The organism is Rhizobium azibense, assembly GCF_004342325.1.
GTDB lineage: Bacteria > Pseudomonadota > Alphaproteobacteria > Rhizobiales > Rhizobiaceae > Rhizobium > Rhizobium etli_B.
This window is the reverse complement of record NZ_SMBJ01000001.1, coordinates 307587-321863: the sequence shown is the minus strand read 5'-3', so window position 1 is coordinate 321863 and position 14277 is coordinate 307587. Positions and strand designations below refer to the sequence as shown.

The following is a 14277-nucleotide window of genomic DNA, read 5'->3' as shown; positions in this document are numbered from 1 at the left end:
TCGCGCCGGGCACACTGGCCCGGCGCCTCTTGCGGCATTGCTGCGGGTGCGGATCAGGCGGCAGCCTTCTCGGCTTCGATCTGCTTCGTTTCGGTCTTGGGAAGAGCCATGTCTCCCGCAATCTCGATGCGCCGCGGCTTCATCTCTTCGGGAACCTCCCGTTTCAAATCCACCGTCAACAGACCATCAGTCAGACTTGCTCCGGTGACCTTGACATGGTCGGCAAGCTCAAAGCGACGCTGGAAGCTTCCGGCTATTCCGCGATGCAGGTATTGCTCATCTTCGCCGTCCGACTTCTGACCGGCGATGAAGAGCATGTTCTGCTCCTGCGTGATCGTCAGTTCGTCCTGCGAGAGGCCGGCCACCGCCATGACAATGCGGTAGTCATCCTCACCGGTCTTGACGATGTCGTAGGGCGGCCAGTTGTCCATGGTCTCGATGCGGCGTGCTGCCTCGAGCGCATTCAACATTCGGTCGAAGCCGATGCTCGACCGGAACAGGGGTGAGAAATCGAGGTTTGTCCTCATAGCCATATCCTCCTTGAAGCAACATGGATACAAGGAGACGCCAAGAGCGACAGGCGTCTCCTGGACTTATGTCGGCCCCCGACCGGGCGACCGACATTCCTGATTTAATTCAGTTATTTGCGGTTTCAAGAGGTGGCAAATCCGCAGCCACGAATTTCGTCGCCGCCAACAAGACCACAATTCGATAAGGGGTCAATCCGGTTTGGACTGGCTGCTTGCCAGCCGGGCTCTCCTAGTTGTCGGAGGCGGAAATCGTCACCTGCGTCTCGGATGAGCCTCGCCGCAACCCGAGCGTGACGGCTCCTCCGGGTGCGACTTCATCGAGAAGCGCGACATACTCGGCCGGCGTGCGGACGCGCACCGTGTTAAGCGATATAATGATATCGCCGGCGATGAAGCCTTGGCTCCGGCTCAACCGGGCAGGACGAATTCCCGCCTGTTCGGCAGGCGAGTCGCGTTCCACGTCCAGAACAAACACGCCTTCGATACCGAAGGTTTGTGATAGAGCCTTGTTGACCTCCTCGTCGACGATGACGCCGATCGTCGGCGGGGTGTATCGGCCTTTCGAGATGAGCTGCGGCACGACGCGATTGACGGCGTCCACCGGCACGGCGAAACCAATGCCGGCCGAGGCGCCGGACGGTGAGAAGATAGCTGTGTTGACTCCGATCAGCCGGCCCGCCGAGTCCAACAGCGGTCCGCCCGAATTTCCCGGGTTGATCGCTGCATCCGTCTGGATGAGACCGGTGATCGTAGCCCCGTCCTCGGTTGGCAGCTGTCGGTTCAGGGCGGAGACAATGCCTGTGGTCAGCGTCCAGTCCAGACCGAACGGATTGCCGATGGCAAAGACTTTCTGCCCTACCTTCAGGTCGTGGCTGGTGCCCAGGGCAAGCGCAGGCGGACGGCCAATCAGTGTCTCGATGCGAAGCACCGCCAAGTCGTGCTCTGGATCAGTGCCAACCAGTCTGGCCTGAAACGATCGCCCATCGGCAACATTGACGAGCGCGCCGCCCGCGCCGGCAACGACGTGATTGTTCGTCACGATATGGCCTTTCTCGTCCCAGACGAAGCCAGATCCGGTGCCGCTTCGGACCTGCATCGGATGGCCGGTCCAGGGATTCGTTTGCTCCTGCAGGGTTGTGATGAAGACCACTGAACTCTTGCGCGACTCAAAGAGGGAGATGGTCGCTTGTTCTTCTTCGCCCAGCGAGCCGCGCGCGAGAACCGGCCGCGGCTCGATGTCGACGCCGAAAACCTTTTCGGTCAATCGTCCGCCGTACTGGACGGCCATGGCGGCCAGAAAACCGACCACGAGTGCGATCAAAAGGGCGGGAGTCGATCTTAAATAGTCACGCATAGAGGTCACCCTTGATCACATCGAAGTTCCCTCTCCAAGCAGCAGGAGCATGAAGGGTTCCGTGGGCACAGCGAAAGTTTATCGACCGGCCAGTCCTTGCAAAATTCGGCGGCGGTTCGTCCATGGACGGTGCCGATTGCTCACCTAGGGCTAACGACCGCATTGATCAAATCCAGAAGATGCCTGCGGCTGCGATGCATGTGGCCGAGAAGAGGTGCGAATGACCTGGAGCCGGTCGGCTTTTTACGAAGAGGTCGAGTGAAGGGACGCTTCGGCATTTCATCGTTGAATGCGGGTCGAGAGTATTATGGAGGAGAGGGTGCGTTCAACGCCGTCAATTGTCCCGATCTGGTCGATCAACTGATCGAGTTCGGCGATCGACGGCGCTGTAATGATAGCGATCAGGTCGAAAGAACCGCTTACTGAATGAAGCGTCGTCACCTCCTGGATCTTATCGAGAGACGAGGCGACCTGCGAAAGCGCTTTAGGAGCGATGGTGATCAGGACATGCGCCCGGACCAGGCCGACCGTATAGCGCTCCGACAGGCGCAAGCCATAGCCGGCAATCACACCTTGCCGTTCCAGTCGCTCGAGCCGTGCTTGGACCGTCGTCCGAGATAGCGACAGCCGCTTGGCAAGCGTCGCCACCGGCAGGCGGGCATTTTCCGCCAGCAAAGCCAGCAGGTCGCGATCCTTACCGGTAATCTGCATCGTCCCCACCTGTATATTGCTTATCCGCGTCGTCATTTTGCGTAACATTATACAGCGAAACGCGCATTTCATAGCTATAATTCGACCTTGCTTTGACATCCACTGCGTTCATCGAGGCAAACGACCTGGGGGCGTCTATGAAGGAAATCGTGATCATCGGAGCAGGCAAGATAGGTGGCGCGGTCGCCGCAATGCTTGCGGCAACAGGTGACTATTCTGTTTTGGTCGCTGACCGTAGCGAAACGCAGTTTTCAAAGATCGATCGTCGCCTCGGGATTTGCACGGTCGTCCTCGACGTTTCGGACCGCGAAAGTCTTGTCACTGTTCTGACGGGAAAATTTGCCGTTCTTTCCGCTGCACCCTTTGATCTTACGGGATTGGTGGCTGAGGCTGCCCTCGAAGCCGGCGTGCATTATCTCGACCTGACGGAGGACGTGGCAACCACCAAAAAGGTGGAGGCGTTGGCCAAAGGCGCGCGGACGGCTTTCATCCCACAATGCGGATTGGCGCCCGGCTCCATCTCGATCGTCGCCAACGATTTGGCAAAGCGCTTCGACAGTCTGGACAGTGTTCGCATGCGGGTTGGCGCGCTTCCGCAATATCCGTCCAACGCGCTGAACTACAATCTGACTTGGAGTACGGATGGGCTGATCAATGAATATATCGAGCCTTGCGAGGCGATCGTCGAAGGAAAATTGGTGAGCGTGCCGGCTCTTGAGGAGCGGGAAGAGTTTTCGCTCGACGGCGTAACCTATGAAGCCTTCAACACCTCGGGAGGTTTGGGAACCCTTGCCAAGACGCTGGAAGGCAAGGTGCGCACGATGAACTACCGCACGATTCGATATCCCGGCCATCAGGCGATCATCAAGGCATTGCTCAATGACCTCAATCTGAAGAACCGGCGTGATGTACTGAAGGATCTGTTTGAGAACGCGCTTCCGGCCACGATGCAAGACGTCGTGGTTATTTTCGTCACTGTCTGCGGCTGGCGCGAAGGCCGCTACATGCAGGAGACTTATGCCAACAAGGTCTATGCTGGGACTGTTGGGGACAAGAAGATGAGTGCCATCCAGATCACCACCGCAGCCGGCATTGCCACCGTTCTCGACCTTCTGTCGCATGACAAGTTGCCCGGCAACGGCTTCGTCCGCCAGGAGGAAATCGATCTTGCGGCTTTCCTGAACAACCGTTTCGGGCGGGTCTACAATCGTGACGCAATCAAGGTGAAGGAAGCTGTCTGAGCGTGGCACAGGATGCAGTGATGAGCTGTGCCAATTAAAGGCTGCGTCCGGCGGCGAAGACGAGAAGGAAAATCGACGCCGGCCGTTCGCTTCGCCCCACGGATGGCGAAAGGCGTGCGAATTGGGATGGCTTGCGATTTCGCCAGATGGTCGGGCGCAAGGACACCATGTTTCTGCTGGCTCGTGAGAGACCACAGGGCTAGGGTTTCAGGCGCTTTACAAAATCGAAAAGCACCTGTTGCTGACCTTTCAGGATCTTTTGTTGGGCTTCGTCGAGGCGGAACCATCCAGCCCGATCGACCTCCGGAAAGGCTCTCATTTTCCCTGACCTCGGAGGCCATTCGATCTGGAATGTGTTGCTGACAACTGCGTCGGCGTCGACATCGGCTTCTATTGACCATACCAGCACGGTTTTGCCTCCGGGCTGCCGGTATTCGCCGAGCCAGGTGAAGTTGCCCTCGATTTTGGACCCCACCTCCTCGAACACTTCCCGTTTCGCCGCCTCCAGCGGATCCTCACCTTGCTCCATGAGGCCCTTCGGGATCGACCAGGCGCCATCGTCCTTCCGCGCCCAGAACGGCCCACCCGGATGGACCAGAAACACTTCCAGATATCCGGCAGTCTGCCGGAATATCAAAAGGCCTGCGCTACGTTTCGGCATGACAAGAGCTTCCTTGGGAGGCAGGAGCGAGTATCCCCTGCTCTACAGGATCCGACTGCGCGGAGGTTGAAACACCACCGTTGCAGTTTGACGAATATCATAGTTTCACTCCGCCATCGTCCTATGCTCCTGTCACCAGGCAACCATTGCAGCTGCCTGCAGAGGAGTAAGAAAATATCGCTCGGAACACCGCATGCCGACAATGGCGTCCTGACGATCAAATTTCCGAAGGATGCAGAGGGTTGCAAAGGCGAGCACATAACCGACATCGAGCCGGATGACCCTCCTTGCAGCTATGCTTGCTACCAATCCGGGCGCGGAACGCTATTTTAGATCACAGGGAGGTGTTTGCGTGTTTGAAATTCATGAAATGAGCAACAAGCAATGCGTTGAGCTGCTGCAGCGGGCACATTTCGGTCGGCTCGGATGCTGCAGGGAGGCCAGTCCCTACATTGTCCCGATCTATTTCGCCTACGACGCGAATACCATTTACAGCTTCTCGTTGGCGGGCAGAAAGATCGAATGGATGCGGGACAATCCAAACGTTTGCGTTGAAGCTGAGGAACAGGGCGCGGACAAGGGTTGGACCTGCGTCATCGCCACGGGGAAGTTCCAGGAGCTGCCCGACATCGAGCCCTGGCGCGCTAAGCGAATGCATGCATGGTCACTTCTGCAAAAGCATAACGACTGGTGGGAAATCGGCGCCCTGAAACCGGAGGAGATGCGCTCGGAAGCTGAAATCAGCCCGATCTACTATGCGATCGACATTCATACGCTCACCGGCCGGTCCGCCCGGCCGCTGTAGCAGCAGTGACATCTCGACTTTCCCAGGCCTTCGGATGGGACTGGCTCAATTCCACCGCGCGCATGGCACCATGATCGTATTTCGCCGTCACCGCCTGCAAGCCCAGTCGCCCGTTCGGCACGATCTCAGAGAATGGCGATCGCGCGGCAAATCAAGCACGCAGCAGAACGCCCGACAAGACGCATGCCAAAAGCGCAGGGGTGCTCACGAGCGGTTAGCAGCATGACAGGTTGAGGCACTTAAGTTAAGTTTCGCATCATTGGCCTTTCAATGCGTCGCCAATTGCCTTGGCAAGCTCTGTCTGGCGGTAGGGCTTGCGCAGTACCTTCAAGTTCTCTCCGCCCAGCCGATCGGACTGGACCAGTTCTTCTGCGTAGCCTGAAGTGAGCAATGCCTTCAGTCCGGGATAGAGTTTTTTTGCTTCCTGACAAAGTTGGTAGCCGCCTATCGAGCCGGGCATCACCAGATCCGTAAACAACAGGTCGATGTCGGGATCGGATGCCAGTATTGCAAGCGCTTCCGCCCCGTTCTGCGCTTCGAGCACGCGGTAGCCGAGCTGCTTCAGACGGGCAACCGTGAGGCGGCGAACGCGGTCATCGTCCTCAACGGCAAGAATGCATTCGCCATTGCCAGACACGGCAGCCGCATCGGGAGGATTTGCTTCAACTGCCGCGTCCGCCGTCACGTGCCTCCGCAGATAGATATTGACCGTCGTTCCCTTGCCTTCCTCACTATAGATGCTGGCGTGGCCACCCGATTGCTTGGCAAAACCGTAGATCATCGAGAGACCAAGACCGGTGCCGCGGCCGGTTTCCTTGGTCGTAAAAAACGGCTCGAAGGCTCGTTCCTGCACGGTTCGAGGCATGCCGATGCCTGTATCGGAGACAGACAGCCGGACATAATCACCAGGTTCGAGACCCTCAAGGTGAAGCGCGAAGTGCTCGTCGATACGAGTATTTTGAGTCTCGACCACCAGCCGTCCGCCATTGGGCATGGCATCTCTTGCATTGACTGCGAGATTGACGATGGCGCTTTCCACTTGCGATGGGTCCACTCTTGCGGGCCATAGGTCGGCGGCAAGACTCGTGCTGAGCGAGATTGTCTCGCCAAGCGTGCGATGCAGCATTTCCGAGAGGCCCAGAACAAAGTTGTTGAGATTGACGACCTCCGGTTCGAGATGACTGCGTCGGGCAAATGCCAGAAGTCGAGATGTCAGGCGCGCCCCCAGTTCGGCGGCGTCCAGAGCCTCCTGTGCCAGTTCGCGCTGGCCTGTCGTCGTCAGTCGCGCCTCGAGCATCTCCAGATTGCCGACGATCACCGTCAAGAGATTGTTGAAGTCGTGGGCGATGCCGCCGGTCAGCTGCCCCATGGCCTCCATCTTCTGGGCTTGGCGCAAGGCTCGCTCGGTGGCCTTGTGTGCCGACAGGTCGTGAATGATACCGGTAAAATGGCGTTCACCGTCGATTTGGAATTCACTGACAGCCAGATGCATTGGAAACGTGCTGCCGTCGCGGCGACGTCCGGTCACTTCGCGGCCTATCCCGATGATTTTACGGCGTCCGGTCGCGAGATAGTTGTTGATATACCCATCGTGCTCCCGATGATAAGGCTCCGGCATCAGAAAGTTGACATTTCGGCCGAGGAAGGCGGACTGCTCATAGCCGAACAGCTTTTCGGCTGCAGGGTTGACGGTGGTTATGACGCCACGGCTGTCAATCGTGATAATTGCGTCAAGCGCTGACTGCAAAATTGCCCGAAGCTTCGATGCCTGCCCAGCCAGTGACGGTTCAAGATCGTCTGCCATTCGGGTCCTATCTGAATTTCCAAAAATGCAGCCGAGCTTAACTTCCCCAGTTGATCGACACAATAATTAACAGCTTCACGACAAAGCCGGGATGTGGAGGATTTTCCGATGATGAGGAGGACCAGCAGCTTTGGCCATTGCTCACCCCTGAGCGTAGCCGGGCAGGTTGCAATGTCTTGGCGGGGGGCAGGAGACGACGCAGCCGGATATTTGACGCAACGCAATGCGTGACCCCGGTCTCTGCCGTATTTCTCGAACCAGCCTCCACTGGTTGGGGGCAACTTCAACGGAGGAGACATCCGATGTCACTGTTCAAATTGTCGACCATGGTCGCCCTGCTGACCGCTTTTGCTGCCATCGAAGGTGGCATCGCTTCCGCACAGACGCAAGATCCGCACCAACCCGAAGCGGCCAACGGGACGTCTCAGGACGAGACGATCCAGCCGACAGGACCAGGGACGATGCCTGGCGGGATGATGGGCCGGGACATGATGCCGTCCGGCATGATGGGTGGAATGCCGATGGTTCCAATGCGTGGCCATATGATGAAGATCATGTTCGCCATCGCTGACGCCGATGGAGATGGCGCACTTTCCTTCGAGGAGGTAAGCGCGATCCACAAGCGGATCTTCGACAAGGTCGATGCAAACAAGGACGGCAAGGTCACGCCTGAGGAGATGCAGGCGTTCATGCGGGCATAACGGTCGGCTGCGACCGTAAAGTGCGCGTCAGGTCCCGGTCCGTGTCGGTGCGAGGGCGCGCAGATTTGCATGGAGGCAACTGCATGTTGAGTGCCGGGCGCGGGCTGACTTCAGCCGCGCCCGGCAGCGTATCACGTCAGGCGACGAGATCGAAGCGATCGGCGTTCATCACCTTGGTCCAGGCCGCCACGAAGTCGCGCACGAACTTTTCCTGCGCGTCGCTCTGACCGTAAACTTCGGCAAGCGCCCTAAGCTGGGAGTTCGAGCCGAAGACGAGATCGATGCGGGTAGCGGTCCATTTCAGCTCATCCGTGTTGCGGTCGCGTCCCTCGAACGCATACTTCGATCCTGGCGCCGCCTTCCAAACCGTGCCCATGTCGAGCAGGTTGATGAAGAAGTCGTTGGTGAGCGCTTCAGGGCGCTTCGTGAAGACGCCATTCTGGGACTGTCCCGCATTGGCGTTCAACACCCGCAGTCCGCCAACGAGGACCGTCATTTCCGGCGCCGTCAGCGTCAACAGTTGCGCCTTGTCGATCAGCAACTCCTCGGGCGAAATGGAATACTCGCCCTTCTGGTAGTTGCGGAACCCATCGGCGATCGGTTCGAGAACGGCAAAAGAGGCCACATCGGTCTGCTCCTGCGTCGCGTCGGTGCGGCCGGGCGCAAAGGGAACCTCAATGTGATGCCCGCCGTTGGCCGCCGCCTTCTCGACTGCCGCTGCGCCCCCGAGCACGATGAGATCTGCAAGCGATACCTTCTTGCCGCCAGGCTGGGCGTCGTTGAACGCCTTCTGGATACCTTCAAGTGTCTCGAGCACCGTTGCCAGCTGGACCGGCTGATTGACCTCCCAGTCCTTTTGAGGCGCAAGACGGATGCGCGCGCCATTCGCGCCGCCGCGCTTGTCGGAGCCGCGGAAGGTCGATGCCGAAGCCCAGGCGGTCGAGACCAGCTGGGAGATGGGCAGTCCGGATGCGAGGATCTTGTCCTTGAGATCGGCGACATCCTGCGCATCGATCAGGACGTGATCAACGGCGGGAACGGGATCCTGCCAGATCAGCTCTTCTGCCGGAACCTCCGGGCCGAGATAGCGTGCCCGTGGGCCCATGTCGCGGTGGGTCAGCTTGAACCACGCACGGGCAAATGCATCGGCGAACTGATCCGGATTTTCGAAGAAGCGCCTCGAAATCTTTTCGTAGGCAGGGTCGAAGCGCAAGGCAAGGTCCGTCGTCAGCATGGACGGCGCGTGACGCTTGGACTTGTCGTGCGCGTCCGGTACGGTGGCGGCACCGGCACCGTGCTTCGGGGTCCACTGATGGGCACCGGCCGGGCTTTTCGTCAGTTCCCATTCGTAGCCGAACAGGTTCCAGAAGAAGTTGTTGCTCCACTTCGTCGGTGTCGTGGTCCAGATGACTTCCAGGCCGCTGCCGATGGTGTCACCGCCCTTGCCGGTTCCAAAGCTGCTTGTCCAGCCGAGGCCCTGCTCCTCGATACCCGCCGCCTCGGGCTCTGCGCCGACATGTGAGGCATCGCCTGCGCCATGTGTCTTGCCGAAGGTATGTCCGCCTGCAATGAGTGCAACGGTTTCCTCGTCATTCATGGCCATGCGCGCGAAGGTCTCGCGAATGTCCCTGGCAGCGGCAAGTGGATCGGGATTGCCGTTTGGTCCTTCCGGATTGACGTAGATGAGTCCCATTTGCACGGCGGCGAGAGGGTTCTCGAGGTCTCGTTCGCCAGAGTAGCGCTTGTCGGCAAGCCAGGTGTCCTCGGCGCCCCAGTAGACGTCCTCCTCGGGCTCCCATACATCCGGGCGGCCGCCGGCAAAGCCAAACGTCTTGAAGCCCATCGATTCCAGCGCAACGTTGCCCGTGAGGATCATCAGGTCGGCCCAGGAGATCTTGTTGCCGTATTTCTGCTTGATCGGCCAGAGCAGCCGGCGCGCCTTGTCGAGATTGACATTGTCCGGCCAGCTGTTGAGCGGTGCAAAACGCTGCTGACCGGCGCCTGCGCCACCGCGCCCGTCACCGGTACGGTAAGTGCCCGCGCTGTGCCATGCCATGCGTATGAAAAGCGGTCCGTAGTGACCGAAGTCCGCCGGCCACCAGTCCTGCGAATCGGTCATCAGCGCGAAGAGATCCTTTTTCAGGGCTTCCAGATCGAGCTTCTTGAACTCCTCGGCATAGTTGAAGCCTTTGCCCATAGGGTCGGACAGCGAAGAATTCTGGTGAAGAATCTTGAGATTCAACTGGTTCGGCCACCAGTCCCGGTTCGACCGTCCGCCATGGGCCGTATGTGTGTGGGCAACCGGACACTTGCCCGCGGTCTCGACTTTTGAATCCATGTTTTTTATCCCTTGCGATTACTTGTACTGGGTGACCCAGCGGAAGAAGGCATGCAGGAAAAGAGCTTACGGCATCAGGCGTTGCGGATAGTGGACATCAACACGCTGCAGACCGCCGTCGATCACAAACCGGGTTGGACAGTGGCTGCATCTCCTCTCTGCTTGGGGCACTATATCCAAGCTGCTTCATTAATTTAAGTTGGATTTTCTGATCGCAGCGATAAGGTAAGATTATGACCAATTTGACACTCAAGCAGCTGCGCTATTTCGAGGCGCTGGCCCGCCAGGGCCATTTCGGACGTGCGGCAGATGTCTGTTCGATTTCCCAGCCCGCCTTGTCCATGCAGATCAAGGAACTGGAAGAAACGCTGGGCACGGAGCTCTTCGAAAGAGGCGCGCGTCAAGTCCGGCTGACCAACTTCGGGGAGGCCTTTGGCCTTCGCGTGCGCGACATCCTGCGTTCTGTCGATGAACTGGCAGACCTTGCACGCGCGTCGCAGGACCAGCTGGTGGGGCGGCTGCGCATAGGTGTGATCCCGACGGTCGCGCCCTACCTGCTGCCTGCAATCATCGGCAACCTCACCCGCATAAATGACGGGCTTGAGATCCATGTGCGCGAGACGTTGACCTCCAAACTGGTTCATGAATTGGCGGAAGGCAGGCTCGACACTGCAATTGTCGCGTTGCCGGTATCTGAACCTTCATTGACCGAGGTTGCGTTGTTTTCGGAGAATTTCGTTCTGGTCCGTCCAAGCGAGGATGAAGGCAAGCCTGTCCCAAACCGCGAGGCCCTGCGTGAAATGAGGCTGCTTTTACTGGAAGAGGGACACTGTTTTCGTGACCAGGCTTTGTCATTCTGCAACTTGCATTCTGCGCTTCCGCGAGAGCTTCTGGACGGCAGCTCCTTGTCGACGCTGGTCCAAATGGTCAGCGCCGGCATTGGCGTCACTTTGATCCCCGAAATGGCAGTGGGAGTAGAGACGCGCTCGGCGTCAGTCTCTGTCGCTCACTTTGAGAGCGTTCAACCCTCGCGAACGATTGGCATGATCTGGCGCAAGACCAGTCCTCTGGCCCAACAGTTCCTGAAGGTTTCTGAAATCGTTCGACAGTCAGCCGATGCGATGCGCAAGCAATACAATTCGAGCATCGTGGACGTGGGTGGCGCCCAATAACTGGCTGCTCCCGGCGCCATTATTTGGGTACGCCATGCGCCTGACCTTCATCCTTGACTTCCCGCGGCGTGGGCGTGGGGATAACGCCATGACCCGGGGCCCTCACATCCTGCCCGATCGACCCATCCGAACCTTCTTCACGCTCACCTTGACGGCTGGCACGTCTGGTGTCTCGCAGGGTTGTTGCCTCATCGATGAGGGAGGTGAGTTCCTCATCGGACAAGTTGGACAGCTCAAAGGTCTTGGTCATGATTCTCTCCTGGCAGGCTCAGTTTCCAGGATGGTTAACGCACAACTTCGCGAAACGACCCAAGGGCGGGAAGAAAACTGACGGCGCCGGAACGACCGACCAGGCGAAAGAGCCGGGTCTACCCTAAGCTTTCACCGTCGAGGAAGGTGCGCCAGCATAACAATGCATTGTCCCGAAACTGATTTGCGAAAGAACGACGAAACCCTCTGGCGAGAAGCCATGGCATCGACGTCAGCCTTTGCGTGTTCCATGGACGGCCCAGGGGACGGCCCGGGCGCGAGGAGCCTCGACTAGATGCACTGCAGAAATCGATCGGTTTCCGTCAGCTCAAGCTGCACTGAAAATCGCTCCCCCAGCAGTTCCAATGATGCCTCATGCGATTCATCTGCACCGCTGCAGACAGCGTCCGTCAATAAAATGACCCGGTAGCCGAGATCGATTGCACCCAGAACCGCAGCCAATACGCAGACGTCCGTCTCGCCACCGCTGATGACGAGGGTCGACACACCCTCTTCGGCAAGCGTCGCATGGAGCCGGCCACAGATCCAGGGTGAGTAAGTGGCCTTGTCGAAGACCCGAGCAGGCGGCACAAGGCGGGCAAGCGAAGGGACAAGTTCTATCAGACCCGCCGGCAGCTGCTTGCGCGTCATCATCCACCATTTCTCATAATAGCGTTGCCAGGTGCCTGGCATGTCGGCTGCGTTTTCGGGTGGAATAAATCGGGTAAAGACCGTCCGCTCGGCATGAGTGCCTGCGACCTCCTCGACCAGCGGCAAGGTGCGTTTCATCCATTCGACGTGCCATGGCGTCGCTTCGAAGAACAGGCTCTGCATGTCCACGCACAAGTGACGCCATTCGCCAAGACTGTGCATATGCTCGCTCAGCGGCGTCACTCCTTGCTGATTTCCTCAAGGATCAATCGAAGCTCAGTGATTGGCAGGCGGTTTTCGTCGAACAGCTCGACCGACAACATGTGGACGGGGGTTTCGGGCAATCCGCCGGCGGCAGTCTCGGTAAGTGCGTGGCGGGCTTCGGCCTTTGCAGCCTGCACTCCGTCGAACTCGCAGCTCGTCTCTGCCAATTCCCCTTTCGCGCCGACGACCCTGTAAAAATATTTCATCTGAGCTCTCCTCGTTGTCAGGGAAACACTCTCCGGGAGCACTGGTTCCGTGTGAAACGTGATGCACTTGGACATTCATTGCGAAGAAAACCGGCTTTTCGTCGTCTGGCGGAGGTTTTGGAGTTGGGCATGCCGGTGGCAACGGGCTTGTCGCCATTGATCGGAACAACCCGCGCTGCGTCGCGTTCAGGTTCGTCACTTAGCTACCAACCATAGGAGAGCAGAATGGCTGCAAAGACGCTAAACGACCTGTTCGTCGAAACGCTGAAGGACATCTACTACGCCGAAAAGCAAATCCTCAAAGCCTTGCCGAAGATGGCGCGCGCGGCGCAATCGGAGGAAGGCAAGGCGGGTTTCCTGAAACACCGTGACGAAACCGAAGGCCAGATCGAGCGGCTCGTGCAAGTGTTCGAGATCGCCGGCAAGCCCGCTCGCGGCAAGACCTGCGAGGCGATCCAGGGCATCATAGCCGAAGGCGAAGAGATCATGGAAGAATTCAAGGGCTCACCCGCACTGGACGCAGGATTGATCTCTGCGGCGCAGGCCGTCGAACACTACGAGATCGCCCGCTACGGCACGCTGATCGCCTGGGCCAAGCAGCTGGGTCTGAAGGACGCGGTCCCTCTACTTCAGGCAAGTCTCGCCGAAGAGGAAGCAACCGACAAGAAGCTCACCCAGCTTGCGCAAACCTCGGCAAATGTGAAGGCAACGAAGGCTGCATGAGTCATTATTTCTGATTGCTTGGAGGGCCGCCATGTTCGCGGCCTTCCAGCATGGCCCGCGTCGGCGCTGAAGGTTGCTCTTTCATTCGACCGGGTCCGGGCGGGACATTTGTACGCCAAGACCATTTGTTCTGTCCAGACGCAATCCCTGTCACGCGGTCGCAACAGCGATGGGGAACGCAGCGCCTCGGGATTGTCAGTCGCCATCGAAGCCATGATCGAGACCGCACGTTGTCACGGCAAAGACAGCAGCTGCGCAAGTGTGACCGGTCGAAGAGCCCGCGCATCAACGCCGACATCATATTGCCGGGGTATCGGCTTCAGCCGACCATGCGAATGCCCATGAAGGTTGATCGAGTTCTTGCCCATCTTGTGCCAGGTCCGGAACGGAAAATGACATAGCACGAGAAGATGCTCGTCTGTAACGAGCTCGGCATAATGCTGAACGCTCGTCCAGTTCTCGGCCTTCGTCGTCGTCTCGGGATCACAGTTGCCAATAATCAAGTGCTTGCGGCCATTCAGCATCGAAAGAAGCTGATCGCAGTCGCCGCCTTTCGCCGACATGAAGTCGCCGAGATGCCAGATGTCGTCGTCCTTTCCGACGATGGCATTCCAGTTCCTGATCAGCGCGACGTCGTGCTCTGCCATATCGGGGAACGGCCTGCGGTCGATCCGCAGCACACGTGGATCGGCGAAATGGGTGTCACTCGTAAAGTAGATCATGAACGGAACAATGGAGCGGCGGCGGCCAGAGTCAAAGTGCTCAGCAAAAAAGCCGCGCACACGCTTGCCTTACGGGCAAAGCGTAAAGGGGACCGTCTTGATCCAATTTTCGTCAATCAAGCCCAGTCGTGCCGATCGAGGCGTG

15 protein-coding genes are annotated in these 14277 nt (G+C 58.5%); 5 read left to right on the top strand and 10 right to left on the bottom strand.

All coding sequences use genetic code 11. The features are described 5' to 3' along the window. Nucleotides 1-53 precede the first annotated feature (53 nt). The 3 genes from EV130_RS01540 to EV130_RS01530 form a co-directional block, all read right to left on the bottom strand. Nucleotides 54-527 (bottom strand): Hsp20 family protein, encoded by a 474-nt coding sequence (locus EV130_RS01540; RefSeq protein WP_074063754.1) that lies wholly within the window; start codon nucleotides 525-527, stop codon nucleotides 54-56. Between the two features lie 232 nt (nucleotides 528-759). Next, a complete protein-coding gene (locus tag EV130_RS01535) occupies nucleotides 760-1884 on the bottom strand; it encodes a S1C family serine protease (protein WP_245519994.1) in 1125 nt (374 codons plus the stop codon). Between the two features lie 279 nt (nucleotides 1885-2163). Then, nucleotides 2164-2595 (bottom strand): Lrp/AsnC family transcriptional regulator, encoded by a 432-nt coding sequence (locus EV130_RS01530; protein ID WP_132659010.1) that lies wholly within the window; start codon nucleotides 2593-2595, stop codon nucleotides 2164-2166. Nucleotides 2596-2732: 137 nt separating this feature from the next. On the opposite strand from EV130_RS01530, the gene EV130_RS01525 reads away from it, so the two are divergent. Next, complete coding sequence (locus tag EV130_RS01525; RefSeq protein WP_132659008.1) at nucleotides 2733-3836, top strand: saccharopine dehydrogenase family protein; 1104 nt, start codon at nucleotides 2733-2735, stop codon at nucleotides 3834-3836. 199 nt (nucleotides 3837-4035) lie between these two features. Here the strand turns inward: EV130_RS01525 and EV130_RS01520 are convergent, their stop codons facing one another. Beyond that, nucleotides 4036-4497, bottom strand: a complete 462-nt coding sequence (locus EV130_RS01520; RefSeq protein WP_132659006.1) for an NUDIX hydrolase — start codon at nucleotides 4495-4497, stop codon at nucleotides 4036-4038. A gap of 277 nt (nucleotides 4498-4774) precedes the next feature. Here EV130_RS01520 and EV130_RS01515 point away from each other — a divergent pair, with 277 nt between their 5' ends. Next, nucleotides 4775-5302, top strand: a complete 528-nt coding sequence (locus EV130_RS01515; protein ID WP_245519993.1) for a pyridoxamine 5'-phosphate oxidase family protein — start codon at nucleotides 4775-4777, stop codon at nucleotides 5300-5302. Between the two features lie 256 nt (nucleotides 5303-5558). On the opposite strand, the gene EV130_RS01510 is transcribed toward EV130_RS01515, so the two are convergent. After that, entirely contained in the window at nucleotides 5559-7106 is a 1548-nt protein-coding gene (locus EV130_RS01510) for a PAS domain S-box protein (protein ID WP_074063750.1), read from the bottom strand. Nucleotides 7107-7408: 302 nt separating this feature from the next. Between EV130_RS01510 and EV130_RS01505 the strand changes: the two genes are divergently transcribed. Continuing rightward, a complete protein-coding gene (locus EV130_RS01505; protein ID WP_132659004.1) occupies nucleotides 7409-7807 on the top strand; it encodes an EF-hand domain-containing protein in 399 nt (132 codons plus the stop codon). Nucleotides 7808-7943: 136 nt separating this feature from the next. Here EV130_RS01505 and katG read toward each other — a convergent pair whose 3' ends face one another. Then, entirely contained in the window at nucleotides 7944-10145 is a 2202-nt protein-coding gene (gene katG / locus EV130_RS01500) for a catalase/peroxidase HPI (protein WP_074063748.1), read from the bottom strand. Between the two features lie 233 nt (nucleotides 10146-10378). Between katG and EV130_RS01495 the strand changes: the two genes are divergently transcribed. Then, the gene (locus EV130_RS01495) at nucleotides 10379-11317 is read left to right on the top strand and encodes a hydrogen peroxide-inducible genes activator (protein ID WP_074063747.1); all 939 of its coding nucleotides are present in this window, start codon (nucleotides 10379-10381) and stop codon (nucleotides 11315-11317) included. Between the two features lie 19 nt (nucleotides 11318-11336). Here EV130_RS01495 and EV130_RS01490 read toward each other — a convergent pair whose 3' ends face one another. The 3 genes from EV130_RS01490 to EV130_RS01480 all read right to left on the bottom strand — a co-directional run bounded on the left by EV130_RS01490 (nucleotide 11337) and on the right by EV130_RS01480 (nucleotide 12687). Next, complete coding sequence (locus EV130_RS01490; protein WP_074063746.1) at nucleotides 11337-11567, bottom strand: hypothetical protein; 231 nt, start codon at nucleotides 11565-11567, stop codon at nucleotides 11337-11339. 290 nt (nucleotides 11568-11857) lie between these two features. Next, nucleotides 11858-12439: a cysteine hydrolase family protein gene (locus EV130_RS01485; protein ID WP_074065556.1), complete on the bottom strand. Its 582-nt coding sequence runs from the start codon at nucleotides 12437-12439 to the stop codon at nucleotides 11858-11860. Nucleotides 12440-12456: 17 nt separating this feature from the next. Further along, the gene (locus EV130_RS01480; RefSeq protein ID WP_074063745.1) at nucleotides 12457-12687 is read right to left on the bottom strand and encodes a DUF6894 family protein; all 231 of its coding nucleotides are present in this window, start codon (nucleotides 12685-12687) and stop codon (nucleotides 12457-12459) included. Nucleotides 12688-12912: 225 nt separating this feature from the next. Here EV130_RS01480 and EV130_RS01475 point away from each other — a divergent pair, with 225 nt between their 5' ends. Next, on the top strand, nucleotides 12913-13410 hold the full coding sequence (locus EV130_RS01475) for a YciE/YciF ferroxidase family protein (RefSeq protein WP_132549599.1): 498 nt from the start codon (nucleotides 12913-12915) through the stop codon (nucleotides 13408-13410). Nucleotides 13411-13643: 233 nt separating this feature from the next. Here the strand turns inward: EV130_RS01475 and EV130_RS01470 are convergent, their stop codons facing one another. Next, nucleotides 13644-14132: a metallophosphoesterase family protein gene (locus EV130_RS01470; RefSeq protein ID WP_074065555.1), complete on the bottom strand. Its 489-nt coding sequence runs from the start codon at nucleotides 14130-14132 to the stop codon at nucleotides 13644-13646. Nucleotides 14133-14277: the final 145 nt, after the last annotated feature.

Excerpts from the sequence above, each read along its gene's own strand:
- EV130_RS01540 (WP_074063754.1), bottom strand. The coding sequence starts at position 527 with ATGAGGACAAACCTCGATTTCTCACCCCTGTTCCGGTCGAGCATCGGC.
- EV130_RS01535 (WP_245519994.1), bottom strand. The coding sequence starts at position 1,884 with ATGCGTGACTATTTAAGATCGACTCCCGCCCTTTTGATCGCACTCGTG.
- EV130_RS01530 (WP_132659010.1), bottom strand. The coding sequence starts at position 2,595 with ATGCAGATTACCGGTAAGGATCGCGACCTGCTGGCTTTGCTGGCGGAA.
- EV130_RS01525 (WP_132659008.1), top strand. The coding sequence starts at position 2,733 with ATGAAGGAAATCGTGATCATCGGAGCAGGCAAGATAGGTGGCGCGGTC.
- EV130_RS01520 (WP_132659006.1), bottom strand. The coding sequence starts at position 4,497 with ATGCCGAAACGTAGCGCAGGCCTTTTGATATTCCGGCAGACTGCCGGA.
- EV130_RS01515 (WP_245519993.1), top strand. The coding sequence starts at position 4,775 with ATGACCCTCCTTGCAGCTATGCTTGCTACCAATCCGGGCGCGGAACGC.
- EV130_RS01510 (WP_074063750.1), bottom strand. The coding sequence starts at position 7,106 with ATGGCAGACGATCTTGAACCGTCACTGGCTGGGCAGGCATCGAAGCTT.
- EV130_RS01505 (WP_132659004.1), top strand. The coding sequence starts at position 7,409 with ATGTCACTGTTCAAATTGTCGACCATGGTCGCCCTGCTGACCGCTTTT.
- katG (WP_074063748.1), bottom strand. The coding sequence starts at position 10,145 with ATGGATTCAAAAGTCGAGACCGCGGGCAAGTGTCCGGTTGCCCACACA.
- EV130_RS01495 (WP_074063747.1), top strand. The coding sequence starts at position 10,379 with ATGACCAATTTGACACTCAAGCAGCTGCGCTATTTCGAGGCGCTGGCC.
- EV130_RS01490 (WP_074063746.1), bottom strand. The coding sequence starts at position 11,567 with ATGACCAAGACCTTTGAGCTGTCCAACTTGTCCGATGAGGAACTCACC.
- EV130_RS01485 (WP_074065556.1), bottom strand. The coding sequence starts at position 12,439 with ATGCACAGTCTTGGCGAATGGCGTCACTTGTGCGTGGACATGCAGAGC.
- EV130_RS01480 (WP_074063745.1), bottom strand. The coding sequence starts at position 12,687 with ATGAAATATTTTTACAGGGTCGTCGGCGCGAAAGGGGAATTGGCAGAG.
- EV130_RS01475 (WP_132549599.1), top strand. The coding sequence starts at position 12,913 with ATGGCTGCAAAGACGCTAAACGACCTGTTCGTCGAAACGCTGAAGGAC.
- EV130_RS01470 (WP_074065555.1), bottom strand. The coding sequence starts at position 14,132 with ATGATCTACTTTACGAGTGACACCCATTTCGCCGATCCACGTGTGCTG.